The sequence below is a fragment of the Rhodococcus sp. KRD162 genome, assembly GCF_017168335.1.
Lineage (GTDB): Bacteria > Actinomycetota > Actinomycetes > Mycobacteriales > Mycobacteriaceae > Rhodococcoides.
Genome location: NZ_JABFAU010000003.1, coordinates 492644 through 508007, shown reverse-complemented (window position 1 = coordinate 508007; position 15364 = coordinate 492644). Strand labels below are relative to the sequence as shown.

The 15364-nt window shown below is 65.9% G+C and carries 13 protein-coding genes and 1 pseudogene; 6 read left to right on the top strand and 8 right to left on the bottom strand.

Translation table 11 applies throughout. The features are described 5' to 3' along the window. Window positions 1–23: 23 nt before the first annotated feature. Window positions 24–1760: a DEAD/DEAH box helicase gene (locus J1M87_RS04845; RefSeq protein ID WP_206488772.1), complete on the bottom strand. Its 1737-nt coding sequence runs from the start codon at window positions 1758–1760 to the stop codon at window positions 24–26. 188 nt (window positions 1761–1948) lie between these two features. Here J1M87_RS04845 and J1M87_RS04840 point away from each other — a divergent pair, with 188 nt between their 5' ends. Further along, entirely contained in the window at window positions 1949–3028 is a 1080-nt protein-coding gene (locus J1M87_RS04840) for a YihY/virulence factor BrkB family protein (RefSeq protein ID WP_241256322.1), read from the top strand. A 10-nt stretch (window positions 3029–3038) separates the two neighbouring features. On the opposite strand, the gene J1M87_RS04835 is transcribed toward J1M87_RS04840, so the two are convergent. Next, the gene (locus J1M87_RS04835) at window positions 3039–3275 is read right to left on the bottom strand and encodes a DUF3039 domain-containing protein (protein ID WP_206488297.1); all 237 of its coding nucleotides are present in this window, start codon (window positions 3273–3275) and stop codon (window positions 3039–3041) included. 93 nt (window positions 3276–3368) lie between these two features. Here J1M87_RS04835 and J1M87_RS04830 point away from each other — a divergent pair, with 93 nt between their 5' ends. From J1M87_RS04830 to J1M87_RS04820, 3 genes are all read left to right on the top strand, one after another. Next, window positions 3369–3737 carry a DUF3099 domain-containing protein gene (locus J1M87_RS04830; RefSeq protein WP_206488295.1) on the top strand — a complete coding sequence of 123 codons (369 nt, stop codon included), beginning with the start codon at window positions 3369–3371 and terminating at the stop codon, window positions 3735–3737. A gap of 33 nt (window positions 3738–3770) precedes the next feature. Further along, the gene (locus tag J1M87_RS04825) at window positions 3771–5264 is read left to right on the top strand and encodes a class I SAM-dependent methyltransferase (protein WP_206488293.1); all 1494 of its coding nucleotides are present in this window, start codon (window positions 3771–3773) and stop codon (window positions 5262–5264) included. 178 nt (window positions 5265–5442) lie between these two features. Then, the gene (locus J1M87_RS04820; RefSeq protein WP_206488291.1) at window positions 5443–6414 is read left to right on the top strand and encodes a sigma-70 family RNA polymerase sigma factor; all 972 of its coding nucleotides are present in this window, start codon (window positions 5443–5445) and stop codon (window positions 6412–6414) included. Between the two features lie 136 nt (window positions 6415–6550). Here the strand turns inward: J1M87_RS04820 and J1M87_RS04815 are convergent, their stop codons facing one another. Further along, on the bottom strand, window positions 6551–9208 hold the full coding sequence (locus J1M87_RS04815) for a bifunctional GNAT family N-acetyltransferase/acetate--CoA ligase family protein (RefSeq protein ID WP_206488770.1): 2658 nt from the start codon (window positions 9206–9208) through the stop codon (window positions 6551–6553). Between the two features lie 109 nt (window positions 9209–9317). Further along, window positions 9318–10586, bottom strand: a complete 1269-nt coding sequence (locus tag J1M87_RS04810; RefSeq protein WP_206488289.1) for an acetoin utilization protein AcuC — start codon at window positions 10584–10586, stop codon at window positions 9318–9320. A gap of 185 nt (window positions 10587–10771) precedes the next feature. Between J1M87_RS04810 and J1M87_RS04805 the strand changes: the two genes are divergently transcribed. After that, the gene (locus tag J1M87_RS04805) at window positions 10772–11458 is read left to right on the top strand and encodes a metal-dependent transcriptional regulator (RefSeq protein WP_206488287.1); all 687 of its coding nucleotides are present in this window, start codon (window positions 10772–10774) and stop codon (window positions 11456–11458) included. 46 nt (window positions 11459–11504) lie between these two features. After that, window positions 11505–12485: a UDP-glucose 4-epimerase GalE gene (gene galE / locus J1M87_RS04800; RefSeq protein WP_206488285.1), complete on the top strand. Its 981-nt coding sequence runs from the start codon at window positions 11505–11507 to the stop codon at window positions 12483–12485. A 17-nt stretch (window positions 12486–12502) separates the two neighbouring features. Here galE and J1M87_RS04795 read toward each other — a convergent pair whose 3' ends face one another. The 4 genes and pseudogenes from J1M87_RS04795 to J1M87_RS04780 form a co-directional block, all read right to left on the bottom strand. Continuing rightward, window positions 12503–13618 carry a DUF4192 domain-containing protein gene (locus tag J1M87_RS04795; RefSeq protein ID WP_206488283.1) on the bottom strand — a complete coding sequence of 372 codons (1116 nt, stop codon included), beginning with the start codon at window positions 13616–13618 and terminating at the stop codon, window positions 12503–12505. A gap of 150 nt (window positions 13619–13768) precedes the next feature. Further along, window positions 13769–14476, bottom strand: a complete 708-nt coding sequence (locus J1M87_RS04790; protein ID WP_206488281.1) for a DUF5642 family protein — start codon at window positions 14474–14476, stop codon at window positions 13769–13771. A 113-nt stretch (window positions 14477–14589) separates the two neighbouring features. Next, on the bottom strand, window positions 14590–15222 hold the full coding sequence (locus J1M87_RS04785) for an MBL fold metallo-hydrolase (protein WP_206488279.1): 633 nt from the start codon (window positions 15220–15222) through the stop codon (window positions 14590–14592). Then, window positions 15219–15364 (bottom strand): annotated as a pseudogene (locus J1M87_RS04780) (S-(hydroxymethyl)mycothiol dehydrogenase); the annotation flags it as partial. The pseudogene J1M87_RS04780 and the gene J1M87_RS04785, both read right to left, overlap by 4 nt.

Below are 15364 nucleotides of genomic sequence, written 5' to 3'. Positions count from 1 at the left end.
CTGCGTTCTACATTTTTCGCGTTCTACATTTTTCGCAGCTGCGCGATCCGCTCGCTCAACTGATCGGCCGACGCCATAGCTGTCGGCGGCCCGCCGCAGATACGGCGCAGATCGCCGTGAATGACACCGTGCGGCTTCCCGGTGCGATGGTGGTACACCGCGACCAAACTGTTCAGCTCACGCCGCAGGCTGGCCAACTGGCCCGCACTGGTGGCCCTCTCGCTCACGACCGGAGGTACCGGGACGGCGGGAGTCGCCGCGGGCTTGTCGATCTGCTCCTGCTGCCGCTGCCGCAGCAGATCCCGCATCTGGGTGGCATCGAGCAGCCCGGGCAGACCCAAGTAGTCGGCCTCCTCGTCGCTACCGGAGAACGTCGCGGTACCGAAGGAGGAACCGTCGTAGATCACCTGGTCGAGTTCGGCGTCCGCGCCGAGCGAGGTGTATGCCTTCTCTTCTTCGCCGGGTTCGTCCTTCTGCTTGTTCGCATCGGCGAGCAGCTCGTCGTCGAAACCGTCCTTCTCCCGATGCGGCTTACCGAGAATGTGATCACGTTGCGCTTCGAGCTGCGAGGCGAGATCGAGCAACACCGGCACCGACGGCAGAAACACGCTCGCCGTCTCGCCCGGGCGACGCGATCGCACGAATCGACCGATCGCCTGCGCGAAGTACAGCGGTGTCGACGCGCTGGTCGCGTAGACGCCAACAGCCAGACGCGGAACGTCGACGCCCTCGGACACCATCCGCACGGCGACCATCCAGCGTTGGTCGCCACCTGCGAAGGCCGCGATGCGGGCCGAGGACGTGGGATCGTCCGACAGCACGATGGCAGGCGTCTCGCCGGTGATCACCTCGAGCAGCTTCGCGTACGCGCGAGCGACCGTCTGGTCGGTCGCGATCACCAGGCCGCCCGCGTCCGGCATCCCACCCGCGCGCAGCTGCGCCAGCCGCGTGTTGGCGGCCAACAGCACCGCGGGCATCCAGTCGCCCTGCGGGTCGAGAGCCGTGCGCCACGCTCTCGCTGTCTGTTCCGCGTTGAGCGGCTCACCGAGTCGTGCGGTGTACTCCTCGCCCGCACTGTCCCGCCAACGCGCCTCACCCGAGTACGCGAGGAAGACGACCGGTCGAACGACCCCGTCGGCCAACGCGTCGGAATACCCGTACGAGTGATCGGCCTTGGACCGCATCGCCCCGTCCTGATCGGGTTCGTAGTTGACGAACGGAATGGGGCTGTCGTCACTGCGGAACGGAGTACCGGTCAATGCCAGACGGCGAGTGGCGTCACCGAAGGCCTCCCTGATCCCCTCGCCCCAGCTCTTCGCGTCCCCGCCGTGATGGATCTCGTCGAGGATCACGAGGGTCTTGCGCGCTTCCGTGCGCACCCGATGCTTGAACGGATGGGAGGCGATCTGGGCGTAGGTCACCACCACGCCGTGGTAATCGCTCGACGTCTGGCCGGTCGAGTTGGAGAACCGAGAATCCAGAGCGATCCCGACCCGGGCCGCGGATTCGGCCCACTGATGCTTGAGGTGCTCGGTGGGCGCGACCACGGTGACCTGATCGACCGTCCGATGGGCGAGCAACTCAGCGGCAACGCGCAGAGCGAACGTCGTCTTACCTGCGCCCGGTGTCGCGACGGCGAGGAAATCCTTCGGCGACGCGACGAGGTACTTCGTCAGCGCGCGCCGCTGCCACGCACGCAGCGGAGCCCCGCTCACAGGAGCAGCCACCTGCTCGGTGGACGGTGGTGTGGGATCGAACATGTCAGCGCTCACTGGCCGCCGGTTCCTGGCATCGATGTAGTTCCTCGCGCTCTCGGTAGCCCTGCAGTGTCCGCCGAGGAGCCTAACGCTCCGCACCGACCGATCACGCATCGCTGGGGTGAGTCGGACGCAACACGGCGCGTCGGTGGTTAGCGAAGTCCCCTTTCGTCAGGAATGCTGGAGGAACCATGAGCGAGTCTGCAGCCGTAACTCCGACACCGGAACGATTGTCGGCGCGAAAGCCGATACATCTGGTGTGGAAAGTGACTTTGCGCACCCTGAGCAAGGCCTGGGACGACTCGATCTTCAGCAAGGCCGCCACCGCAGCGTTCTGGCAGACGCTGTCGTTGCCGCCGCTGCTTCTCGGTGTGCTCGGCAGTCTCGGATTCGTCGGCGGATGGTTCGGACCCAACACCGTCGAGATCATCGAGTCCAAGATCATCACGTTCAGCAACACCCTGTTCAGCGGCAGCGTGGTCGAGCAGATCATCGCGCCGACGGTCAAGGATGTCCTCGCACAGGGCAGCGGAGAGATCGTGTCCGTCGGCTTTCTGCTGTCACTCTGGGCGGGATCGTCGGCGATCTCGACGTTCGTCGACTCGATCGTCGAAGCACATGGACAGGCGGACGCGCGAAATCCGATCTGGCAGAGGTTCTTCGCGCTGCTGCTCTATGTCGGATTCCTGGTCATCGCGGTCTTCGTGCTTCCGCTCGTCGCCCTCGGTCCGGTGTACGTGCAGCAGATCCTGCCCGATTCGTGGCTCGATGTCGGCAGCGAGTTGGTCGACTTCTTCTACTACCCGGCCGTCGGTCTGCTGCTGATCATCGGCTTGACGACGTTGTACAAGCTGGCTCTGCACACCTCGCTGCCGTGGCACCGACTGCTCGGCGGGGCACTGTTGGCGGGCGTGTTCTTCATGATCGCCAGTGCGGTGCTGCGCCGCTACCTGACCTGGGTGACGAGCACCGGGTACACCTACGGCGCACTGGCGACGCCCATCGCTTTTCTGCTGTTCACGTTCTTCCTCGGCTTCGCGATCGTGCTGGGAGCGGAGTTCAACGCCACCATTCAGGAGTTCTGGCCGGCCCGTGCCACCCGAATGGAACAGATGCGCGAGTGGATCGCGGCGCAGACCGCCGCCGACGACAAGCCGTCGGGACCGATGACGGCTATGGCCCGACGGCTGGCCACGGGTCCGATGAAACTGCCCGGAGATCGAATCCGGCCGGATCGACCCGAGCCGACCACCGACCGAGGCCTCGGATGAGCCGGGAGTATCAGTCGCCCTTCTTCAAGCCCTCGTAGATCTTCTTGCAATCGGGGCACACCGGAGAGCCGGGCTTGGCGGACTTGGTGACGGGAAACACCTCTCCACACAGTGCGACCACATGCGTACCCATCACTGCGCTCTCGGCGATCTTGTTCTTCTTCACGTAGTGGAAGAACTTCGGTCGGTCGTCGTCGGTGGTCTCGTCCGGAGCGATATCGGGACGGTCCTTCGTCTGAGTGCTCATGAACACAGATTAATCCGTGAATTCACAGCAGGTGCCAACCGGTTCCACAGCCCGTCGTATGCATTCCGTGGGCGGTAGTGCCACAGTGGAGGTATGACGAGAACCCCAGGGTTCGACGGCAGCGCGTATCGCGACTCGCCGGATGGGCCGGTCCTGATCACCGAGGCACAGCAGTCGGTCGAGGAGCAGCACAAAAAGCGGGTACGCAAGTACATGTTCATCATGTCGTTCCGCATTCCGGCGTTGGTGTTGGCCGCCATCGCGTACGGGATGTGGATGAATCCGTGGATCTCCATGGCGATCGTCGGTGTGTCCATACCGCTGCCGTGGATGGCGGTGTTGATCGCCAACGATCGGCCACCGCGAACCAAGGACGAGATGAGCCGCTACGACAACCGCACCGTGGACGCGCCGCAACTGGAGTCGAGGGACCACCGGGTGATCGAACCGGGCGACGACTGACACTTCGATATTCCTCGGTGCGAGACTGGGCCGGTGACTTCGCATGATTGCTCCTCGTCTCTCGTTGCCGCCTGTTCCCGGCTCCGGCTCGCCTTCGAGGCGAACGGCTACGACGCCGACGGCGTCCTGAGGCTGCTCGGCGACGACGCGCACGCCGCGCTGGGGCGCAGTGAGCCGGTGCCGGTCCGCAACGCCAGCCGGGGTTCGGGTGCACTGGGAGTTCTGGTGCGCTTGTTTCTGCTCGTCGACGATTGTCCGGAGGCCGAGGTCGCCGAGGCCATCGCACCACTGAGCGTCACCGATGCCATCGCCGCGGGCATCGTTGTTCGCACCGGGTCGACGGTGCGGACGCTGCTCGACATTCGCCCTCTCGACGCCGGACACGGAACTCGGTGGATCGTCTCGGATCCCGATGGCAGCATGCGCGTGGCGGACACTGCTGCCGACCACGTGCTCGGCGTCGGGCAGGCCTCACTGTCGCTGCTTCGCGGCACTCCCACGTCCCCGGTCTCGAGCGTTCTCGACGTCGGTACCGGCTGCGGTGTGCAGGCTGTCCACGCCTGTGGCTACGCCGATCGGGTGACCGCAACCGACATCAGTCCTCGGTCGATGGATCTCGCGGCCGCAACGATGGCACTCAACAACCTCGATGTCGAGTTGCTGCACGGTTCCTGGTTCGAGCCGGTGGCCGGGCGCACGTTCGATCGGGTCGTGGCCAACCCGCCGTTCGTCGTCGGCCGCGCCGAAGTACGGCACTCCTACCGAGATTCGGGTCTCGATCTCGATGGGGCCAGCGCGCTGATGATCGGGCAGGCTCCGCAGTACCTGACGCCGGGCGGTACAGCGGCGATTCTGGCGTCCTGGGTTCACATTCGGGGCGAGGATTGGCGCGCTCGGGTCGCGTCCTGGCTCCCCGAACACGGGGTCGATGCCTGGGTCGTCGAGCGAGACGTCGCCGATCCGGCCCTCTACGTGGGCACGTGGATGCGCGACGGCGGACTCGACCCCCGCGATCCCGACGCGGCCCCGGTGGCCCAGTCCTGGCTCGATCATTTCGCTGCCGCGGACGTGGAGGGAATCGGCTTCGGCTTCGTCTACCTCCGGAAGACCGAGCTGCCCACCGACCTTCTGGCCGAGGAACTCACGCACGGGTTCTCCGACCCGTTGGGCAACGAACCGCTGGAGTACTTCGCACGACTGGACTGGCTGCGCGAGCACGACGTCCTCGATTCGGTGTTGACTCTCGATCCGGACACCGCGCTCGAACGGGTCTACCTTCCCGGTGCCGAGGGCTGGTCTCCGGTGGCGGTGCGAGTGCATCGTGGCAACGGGCCGCAGTGGCAGCACGAGATCGACGAACTCGGTGCGGCGCTGCTGGCGGGGCTCCGACCCGACGGTCTGCCGGTCGGTGAATTGGTCGAGTTGCTCGCTGCCGCACACGGCGAAGACGCCGACGAATTAGCTGCGCACGCGGTTCCGATGATGCAGGGACTCGTGCGACACGGCCTGGTTCGGCCCGTTCGATGAGTGCGGGCCGGGTGCCCACGCGCAGCGCAGTTCCGAGCGGTCTCACTTCTCAGCAACTTCTCAGGACGCACCTGACGTAGTCCCTGGTCAAGCGGGTATCAGAAGGATCGGCGTGGGAACTTATCGGAGTCTCCCGAGCGTTGAACCCTGTGAGACACCACCGACCAGGAGGCAAGTCATGACCAGCCCCAGCACCACGATTCGTCCACGGCCCACCGATGCCGATCTGGACGCCCAGAGCCCAGCAGCCGATCTCGTTCGGGTGTACCTCAACGGCATCGGCCGCACGGCCTTGCTGACGGCCGCGGAAGAGGTCGATCTGGCCAAGCGGATCGAGGCTGGTCTGTACGCCAAGCAGGTTCTCGAGAACACCAAGCGTCTGAGCGCGGTGAAGAAGCGCAACCTGGCCATCATCGTTCGTGACGGCAGTGCCGCACGGAGCCACCTCCTCGAGGCGAACCTTCGACTGGTCGTTTCCCTGGCCAAGCGCTACACCGGTCGCGGTATGCCGCTCCTCGACCTCATCCAGGAAGGCAACCTGGGTCTGATTCGCGCGATGGAGAAGTTCGACTACGCCAAGGGATTCAAGTTCTCGACATACGCCACCTGGTGGATCCGCCAGGCCATCACCCGTGGCATGGCAGACCAGAGCCGCACCATCCGGCTCCCTGTCCATCTGGTCGAACAGGTCAACAAGCTGGCAAGAATCAAGCGTGAGCTGCATCAGCAGCTCGGGCGCGAGGCCACCGACGAGGAACTGTCGAACGAGTCGGGTATCGCGGTGGACAAGATCGCGGATCTGCTCGATCACAGCCGCGATCCGGTGAGCTTGGACATGCCGGTAGGCAGCGACGAGGAGGCTCCCCTCGGCGACTTCATCGAGGACTCGGAGGCGACCTCCGCCGAAAATGCCGTCATCGCCGGGTTGCTGCACAGCGACGTGCGTGTCGTCCTCGGCACTCTCGACGAGCGCGAGCAGCAGGTCATTCGCCTTCGGTACGGTCTGGACGACGGCCAGCCACGCACTCTCGATCAGATCGGAAAGCTCTTCGGGCTTTCTCGCGAGCGGGTTCGCCAGATCGAACGCGAGGTCATGGTCAAGCTTCGCCAAGGCGATCGCGCCGAGAAGCTTCGCTCGTACGCGAGCTGAGCGCACCCACCGACAGGTGGGGCAACGGTGACCATTCCTGTTAGCGCCACCACATGCGGTAGCCGAGCCGACGTTCCCTCCCCCTCGCGGACGTCGGTTCGGCTGCCGCTTTTTTCGGACCTTGTCGGTTGCCTGTTCAGCGGAGTCGACGCGGGCCGAGATCGGCCTTGGTCGGTTCGGGTCCGATGCGCACCCGAGCGTCGGTGATCTCGGCACCGTCGGCGGAGGCAAGGATCGGCTCGCAGGAAATTTCTCGAATGTCCGGAACATCTTCTGCGAGAACGGATATGCGCTGAACGACATCGATGAGTGCGTTTTTGTTGACGGGTACCGCATTGCGATATCCGGACAGTAGTGGGGCGGCCTTCGGCGCATCGATCAACTGTGCAGCTTCGTCCTCGGTGAGTGGAAGTACCCGATACGCGCGGTCGCCCAGCAGATCCGAGATGACACCGGCCAGGCCGAACGAGATGAGTGAGCCGAACGATGGGTCGTCCTGCACCCGCACGGCGCAGCCGATTCCCTTGATCGCCATGCGCTGGACGTGCAATATCGGCTCGCCCGAGTCGGCTGCCAGGTTGCGATACGCCATCCGCACCGCGGAGGCGTCGGCGATGTCGAGTCGGACCCCGCCGAGATCCGGTCGGTGCCGCCATCGCTCCCCCGTCGCTTTCACTGCCACCGGGTAGCCCAGTTCGTCCGCCGCGGCGACGGCCTCGTCCTCGTCCGTCACGGTGTGAAACGGCACGACGTCGAGGCCGTAACAGGCGAGCAGCTCAGCAGTTTCGAAGTCCGAGAGCCATCGTCCTGGGCTACCCGTCGGCAGCCAACGGTCGACGAGTTGCTTGGCGCGTTCGGAGTCGACGCTCTTGGGTCGCACCAGGTTCGACACCGGCCGCGATCGCCACGCCGAGTAGCGCCACGCCGCGGCCAGAGCCGCGACTGCCCGCTCCGGGCTCGAGTACGAGGGCACCGAACCGCGAACCGGGTTACCGCCCGGACCTCGCACCGCCAGCACGTCGGGGATGCCCTCGGTGGCAAGGAAGGTCGACAGCACCGGCTTGTCGGACCCACGGACTGCATTGCCCAGCGCCGCCGCGAACGGCTCCACCTCGACCGCCACCGGCGGCACGAACACGACGATGACGGCATCGATGTCCGACGCTGCCAACGCCGAGGACACAGCAGCGGCGAAATCCTCCGGGCCTGCCTGCGGACCGACGTCGATCGGGCTGCTCGCATGCAGGCCCTTGGCCCGAGCGGCGTCGACGGCCAGGACGCCGAGCGCCGTCGAGTTTCCCACGACGGCAACCCTCGGTCCGGCCGGTAGCGGCTGATTTCCGAACAGGACCGCGCAGTCGAACAGTTCCGAGATGGTCTCGACCTGGATGACCCCGGCCTGTGCAAACAGTGCACGCACGATCGAGTCGTCGATATCGGCACCGATCGCGTGTGCGGGCGGGACGGCTCCGCGGCCGCTCTTGACCGCGATGATGGGCTTGCTACGCGCCACCCGGCGGGCGATCCTGGTGAACTTCCTGGGATTACCGAAGCTCTCCAGGTACAGCAGGATCACCTCCGTTGCCGGGTCCGAGTCCCAGTACTGCAGCAGATCGTTGCCGGACACATCGGCACGGTTACCGGCCGAGACGAACGTGGACAGACCCAGCCTTCGGTTGGCCGCCTCGTCCAGGATGGCGATGCCGAGAGCGCCGGATTGACAGAAGAATCCGACGTTTCCTGGCGTCGGCAGATGCGGAGCGAGGGTGGCATTGAGCCCGAACTCGGGGTCGGTGTTCGCCACTCCCAATGCGTTGGGCCCGATCAAGCGCATGCCGTGCGCCCTTGCTGCCAGTACCAGCCTGCGTTCGCTCTCCTGGCCCGCAGGACCGGTCTCGCCGAATCCACCCGACACCACCAGCAGTGCCTTGACACCCTTGTCCAGACAATCGTCGAGCACCGCGTCGATGGCATCGGCCGGAACCGCTGCAATGGCGAGATCGACCGGATCGGGGATGTCGTGCACCGTGGCGTAGGCGCGGACTCCGCGCACCGACCTGTGGTCGGCGTTGACCGGATACACGGGGCCGGTGAAGTCGCCGGCCAACAGATTGGCGAGCACGGCGTTGCCCACCTTCGAGCTGTCCGTCGACGCACCGATGACCGCCACCGAACGGGGGCTGAGCACGTTGCGCACGCTGCGGGCTTCAGCGGCGCGCTCACGCGAATTGCGCACCGAGAGCAACGCTTCGCTCGGGTCGATGGCGAACTCCAACCGCAGGACGCCGCCCTCGAACGACCGACTCACCTGGTATCCCGCTTCCCGGAAGACCGTGACCATGTTGCGGTTCTCGGCGAGGACCTCGGCCACGAACATGTCGACACCGTTCTCGGCGGCGGCTCCTGCGAGATGCTCGAGCAGAATCGGACCGAGGCCGCGGCCCTGATGCGCGTCCGCGACGACGAAGGCGACCTCGGCGGAATTGCCCTCACCCTCGGGCAGACGTTCGTAGCGTCCGACGGCGATGATGTCGTCGCCGAGCACTGCAACGAACGCGACGCGGTCGTGGTGATCGACGGTGGTGAAGTTCAGTACGTCCCGCTGGGGCATCGTGGGATACGGACCGAAATAGCGCAGATACCTCGTCCGCTCGGACAGCCGCCCGTGGAAGGCGATGATGCGCTCGGCGTCCGAGGGGACGATCGGTCGCAGGTGCACCACCCCGCCGTCGGAGGTGAGAACATCGGCCACCCAGTGCCGCGGAAACGACGTTTCCGCACGCTCTCTGGCCAGGTCCTTCTCGCTCGGTTCGTTCTCGCTCGGGTCCTTCTCGCTCAGGTCTTTCTCGCTCGGGTCCGATGCCGCGACGGTCGGCTCCTCGGCCGAGGGGGTGTCGGTCGGATCAGTCACGCGGGTCCTCCGGATCGAGCCCGAGCAGCGGAAACACTGCCCGACGGGTGGCGATGATCGCCGAGTCGACGCGTTCGAGAGCCCGATCCGCGCCGTCGGCTCCGGTGAGAGATCCACCGGGCCCGTCCCAGGCCGGATAGTCGACGTCTCCCCCGTCACCCATGGTCTGCGGCAGGTCGACGCTCGGAGCCATTGTCCGCACGCGCTCGCGCCACGCGTCCGGCAGCGCGGACGTCGGATCGACCGTGCGGCCGAGCGCGGCGGCGATCAGGTACGTCCAGGCCCGTGGCACGACCCGCACCAAGCCGTATCCTCCACCGCCGACGGCCAACCACCGACCTTCGGAGTATCTGTCCGCCAGATCACGCATGGCCAGGAATGCGGCGTTCTGGCCGTCGACGGTCAGCGCGAGATCTGCGAGCGGATCTTCTCTGTGGCTGTCGACACCGCATTGGCTGACGATGATCTGCGGCCCGAACGCCGAGATCGCACCCGGCACGATCGCGTGGAACGCACGCAACCACAACCGATCTGCGGTGCCCGGCAGCAGCGGAACGTTGATCGAGGTTCCCTCACCCCGCTCGGCTCCCACTTCGCTCGACCATCCGGTATTCGGCCACAGCGTCGCTGGGTGTTGATGCAACGAGACGGTGAGCACTCTCGGGTCGCCGAGAAAAGCCGCCTGCACGCCGTCCCCGTGGTGCGCGTCGACGTCGATGTAGGCGATTCTGTCGAAGCCGTTGTCCAGCAACCACGAGATGGCGATCGCCGCATCGTTGTAGACACAGAAGCCCGAGGCCCAGTCGGCCATCGCGTGATGCATGCCGCCACCGATACTCACCGCACGGCGGGCCCGTCCCGAGGCGATTTCGCGGGCCGCCGCCAGCGATCCCCCGGCGAGCATGGCGCTCGCTTCGTGCATCTGCGGAAACACCGGATTGTCGTCGGAACCGAGGCCGTGGACGACATCACCGGGGTCGCGCAATGCCGGTCCCTGTGACGGTGCCCGCTTGACGGCCTCGATGTATGCGGGAGTGTGAAATCGAAGCAGCTCCGAATCCGGGGCGGCCGACGGCTCGACGAGTTCGATGCCCTCGAGGACACCGAGATCGGTGGCCAGGGCCATCGTCAGATCGAGTCGGGTGGGGTTCATCGGGTGCTCGTCGCTCCACCGATATCCCAGATAGTCCGCGCTCCACACGACGATGTCCTCGGGGCGGGTCGGAATGTGCTCGGCGGCGCGTGTCGCCTGATCAGCCATGTGGTCAAAACTACGTTGCCGCGCGGGACGGTGTGGCCGGGTTCCGGTGTTGTGCCCTTCGTTCGCTTGTGAGACGCCACGGGAAACGATGCACTCCGTTGTGGTGCGCCGCGCCCGCTGCTCCTGGGTGCAGCGCCGATGTCGGGGTGCTGACGGTAGGATCGAGCCCGACGAAGGGGTTGAGTGTGAAGGATCTGGTCGACACCACGGAGATGTATCTCCGGACGATCTACGACTTGGAAGAAGAGGGCGTGATTCCGCTCCGCGCGCGGATCGCCGAGCGGCTGGAACAAAGCGGTCCCACCGTCAGCCAGACAGTCGCGCGGATGGAGCGGGACGGTCTGTTGTCGGTTGCCGGCGATCGGCACCTCGAACTGACGGAGAAGGGCCGCAGCCTGGCCGTTGCCGTCATGCGCAAGCATCGTTTGGCCGAACGTCTACTGGTGGACATCATCGGTCTGCGTTGGGAAGACGTGCACGCCGAGGCGTGCCGCTGGGAGCACGTGATGAGCGAGGAGGTCGAGCGTCGTCTGGTCGCAGTGCTGAACAACCCGACCACGTCGCCCTACGGCAATCCGATTCCCGGGTTGGCCGAGCTGGGTCTCGGTCAGTCGACCCTGGCACCGGAAGCGCTCATCCGCCTCACCGATGTACCGGTCGGCGAGCCGACTGCGGTCGTCGTCCGTCGTCTCGCCGAGCACGTTCAGTCCGATCCCGAGGTGATCGCTCAGCTTCGCGAGGCAGGCGTGGTTCCCGATGCTCGGGTTACAGTCGAGTCCAAGCCCGGGTCGGTGACGATCACGGTGCCCGGACACAGCGGTGTCGACATATCCGACGAAATGGCGCACGCCGTACAGGTGAAGAAGGTGTGAACCTCCCACCCACAACGGCATCGGCGCGGGTGAGGGAGAACGAACTGTGAAGCTTCTGGTCACCGGTGGTGCCGGTTACGTGGGCAGCGTCTGCGCGGCCGTGCTCGTCGAGCGCGGCCACGATGTCGTTGTCGTGGACAACCTGTCCACCGGAAACCGGGACGCCGTCCCCAGTGGTGCCACGTTCATCGACGGTGACATCAAGAACGTTGCCGCCGAGGTTCTGATCGGCGGCGGGTTCGACGCCGTTCTGCATTTCGCGGCGCAGTCTCTCGTCGGCGAATCGGTGGTCGCGCCCGACAAGTACTGGAGCGGCAACGTGGTCACCTCCCTGGCCCTGCTCGATGCGATCCGCGCGTCCGGCACCCCGAAGCTGGTGTTCTCCTCGACCGCCGCCACCTACGGTGAACCCGAGACGACGCCCATCACCGAAGATGCACCGACCCGTCCCACCAATCCGTACGGGGCCACCAAGCTCGCCATTGATCATGCGATCACCTCGTATGCGGCGGCGTACGGTCTGGCGGCCACCAGCTTGCGGTACTTCAACGTCGCCGGTGCCTACAACGGCTTCGGAGAGAACCGCGTCGTCGAGACCCATCTGATTCCCCTGGTGTTGCAGGTCGCACTCGGGCAGCGAGAGAAGATCTCGGTCTTCGGCACCGACTGGCCCACCGAGGACGGTACGGCCGTGCGGGACTACATCCACGTCGCCGACCTCGCCGAGGCCCACATCCTTGCCGTCGACGCAGCCAGAGCAGGTGAGCACACCATCTACAACCTCGGCAGCGGCACCGGCTTCTCCGTGCAGCAGGTCATCTCGTCCTGTGAGCGGGTCACCGGGCTACCCATATCCGCCGAGCACGCCCCCCGTCGGGCCGGCGATCCGGCTGTCCTCATCGCATCCAGTGCGCGTGCGGTCGAGGAGCTGAAATGGGCACCACAGCGAACCGATCTCGATCGCATCGTGGCCGACGCATGGGATTTCCTGCGCGGTCTGGGCGATCGGTCCCACGCGGCGCGCTGATCGTGCCGGTTCGGTCGTCATCGTCGACCGAACGGATCGCCGGGTAAGCGAACGCCGCAGTCCCGTGCGCACGCGAACCCGCTCTCGGCGACTTCGCGAACGAGTTCGGGGCCGGCACCGGCAGTGAGCGATCTGTCCAACAACTGCGCCAATCTATGCGTGCCGTCCGCGTCGAGGGCCGCATCGATCGCGATGCGGGCCATCGGCCCGTCCCCGCGGACATACGCGCTGAACGCGACGAGCGTTGCCGCGATCGCCCGTTCACGGCGGGGAAGGACGCGGCAGACGTTCGCCCAGAATTCTTCGACGTAGCCGGCGTCGTCGCCAAGCGTCAAGGCGAGCAGTGCATCTCGGATGTGAACGTGACCGATCGCGATCGCGATCCGGGCGAGGTCGGCGGGCTCGAGCTCGGTGTCGTACGGTGCCCGCGCAAGATAGGCCAGCACGGAGCTCAACTCGTCTGCGCGGGACCTCGTGGTGCCGCGCTCACGTCGGGCGATTTCGGTGGCCACTGCCAGCACCGTGCTCTCGGGCCCTGGCGCGATGGTTGCGGCCAGCTCGCCTCGGCATCTGCGCACCGAATATCCGTCGAGCACGCGGGCGACTGTCAGCGGTGAGGACGCAGGGTCGGACATCAGACCGTGACGCCGCGGTCCACACAATGACCACCACGGCGCAGCGTCGGCGATCTCGGGTGCCGCGAGCGCAGCGAAAAGCTGCACGCCGAGCGTGTTCAGCGTGCCGACGAGTTCACTCACCAGAGCCTCGACATCGAGCAGGTGCGGGCCGCGGGCTACCGGATCGAGCCGGTCGTCGACGAACACCGCCATGACCGCGGGGATGTTCTCCGCCGCGCAGTAGCCGGCCAGGTAGCCGATGACGTCGAGCATCTCCTGGGTTGCCCGGGACCCGTCGGCCGCGCGCCGGTCGAGGTGCTCGCCGGCGAGCACCAGGTCGTGACGCATCGTGGGTCCGACGGTCGCGCCGCCGTCCTTGACCGCGATGAGCACCATCGACCGATGAGGATGGAACCCGAGCATTGCCGGTATCCCTGCCATCAGCTCGGCTGCGTCGCCGAGGTGTATGCGATGTCGAGAGTCGAAGTTGCCGTGAGAGTTGGTCGGTGTCTGCATGCCGAGAATCCTGACGGCCCGGACGGCACCGAACACGAGGTGAGCTGGGCTTTCGCAGTCCGCTGTGGAGAACCGATCCTGCTGTGGAGCAACTGCGCTGTCGAGGGCACAGACGGCGGGACAGTGTCGCCGCCCTCTGCTAGGGCGCAGTTACCCCTGTTTTACCTTCTGCACGGCCGAAGTGAACAGCTCATCGAGTGTCGCCGTGTCCGGTGTCTCGGAGCCGAACGACATGAACGTGGCCGACACCCGTATGTCGTCGATCTGCGCCATCAGCGTCAACATCGACTGGGTGACTGCGTCGCCGCCGGCTCCGGAGGCCACCGTCTGTCGGACGGCCAAGGTCTCGTCCGCACCGATCGGCGGCGGCGGGGTCAGGGTGGAGGTCACCGTGGAGGTGGCCCCGGATTTGGTTGCCGTGACCTCACCGCACTGTTCGAGCTGCTTCTTGCGGGCAGAGAGCGGTTCGTCGACAGCGGTCAGTTCGATGGAGATGGTGGATCGGCTGTCGTTGTCCGTGCCGACGATCATGGCGGTGCCCTCGGGGCTGAAATCCTGATCGGCAGGCTTGCATCCGGCTGGACTGACCTGAGCACCGGCAGGTATTCCGCTCAGATCGGGTGCGGCCTGCGAGATTGCCTGCTGAGGCAGTACCAGGGCGTCGTACGGGGCCGGAAAGCTCGACGGGTCGATCAGCAGGGTGTTCAGATCCACATCCGACTGGGAGGTGGTGGTGCCGCCCGCGCTCGGCTCGGGTGTGCCGGTGACCGTGGAGCTGCATCCCACCAGCGCGAGCACACCGATTGCCGCCGACGTTGCAGCGATGGCCAGGCGGGGTGTTCGTGTGGCGGGGCTCACAGGCGTCTCTTTCGTAGGTGGTGGGGACGCCGCCGCGAGTGCGTCGGCGTCCCCATCACTGTCTCACTCGGATGCTCTCCGATGCGGCAGGCACGAGGCGTCGGTGTCGCACCTCAGTTGCCGCGGGCGATCCATTCCTCGAGGTGTGGTGACTCGTCGCCGATTCGTGTCCGGTTCCCGTGCCCGGTGTTGACGCGGGTCTCGGCGGGCAACGCGAACAAGCGGTCCCGAATGGACCCGATGATGGTCGGGAAATCCGAATACGAGCGTCCGGTGGCACCCGGGCCACCGGAGAACAGAGTGTCCCCGGAGAACAACTCCCCCACCTCGGGCAGATACAGACACGTCGACCCCGGCGAATGCCCAGGTGTGTGCAACGCGACGATGTCCGTTCCAGCCACCGTGATGCGCTGTTCATCCTCCAACACACCATGCTTCACGCCGGGATGGGTCTGATCCCACAACACGTCGTCGGCCGGATGCAACAGAATCGGAGCCTCCAGCGCCGCCGACAACTCCGGGGCGACCGTGACGTGATCGTTGTGACCGTGGGTACAGACGATCGCCTTCACCCGCCGACCCGCGACCGCCTCGATGATCGGCGCGGCGGTGTGCGCGGCATCGACGATCACGACCTCCTCGTCGTCACCGATCAACCAGATGTTGTTGTCGACGTCCCAGGTGCCGCCGTCGAGGCTGAAGGTGCCGGAGGTGACGACGTTCTGCACTCGAACCGCCCCGCTCATACGATCACCACCGACCGCAGCACGGTGCCCTGATGCATCTTCTCGAACGCTGCCTCGACGTCCCCGAGACCGATCCGTTCGGTGACGAACTTCTCGAGCGGCAACCGGCCCTGCTCGTACAGATCGACCAGCATCGGGAAGT

What these genes read in the sequence shown, in the direction of transcription:
- J1M87_RS04845 (WP_206488772.1), bottom strand. Translation starts at nt 1,760, where the DNA reads ATGTTCGATCCCACACCACCGTCCACCGAGCAGGTGGCTGCTCCTGTG.
- J1M87_RS04840 (WP_241256322.1), top strand. Translation starts at nt 1,949, where the DNA reads ATGAGCGAGTCTGCAGCCGTAACTCCGACACCGGAACGATTGTCGGCG.
- J1M87_RS04835 (WP_206488297.1), bottom strand. Translation starts at nt 3,275, where the DNA reads ATGAGCACTCAGACGAAGGACCGTCCCGATATCGCTCCGGACGAGACC.
- J1M87_RS04830 (WP_206488295.1), top strand. Translation starts at nt 3,369, where the DNA reads ATGACGAGAACCCCAGGGTTCGACGGCAGCGCGTATCGCGACTCGCCG.
- J1M87_RS04820 (WP_206488291.1), top strand. Translation starts at nt 5,443, where the DNA reads ATGACCAGCCCCAGCACCACGATTCGTCCACGGCCCACCGATGCCGAT.
- J1M87_RS04810 (WP_206488289.1), bottom strand. Translation starts at nt 10,586, where the DNA reads ATGGCTGATCAGGCGACACGCGCCGCCGAGCACATTCCGACCCGCCCC.
- J1M87_RS04795 (WP_206488283.1), bottom strand. Translation starts at nt 13,618, where the DNA reads ATGCAGACACCGACCAACTCTCACGGCAACTTCGACTCTCGACATCGC.
- J1M87_RS04785 (WP_206488279.1), bottom strand. Translation starts at nt 15,222, where the DNA reads ATGAGCGGGGCGGTTCGAGTGCAGAACGTCGTCACCTCCGGCACCTTC.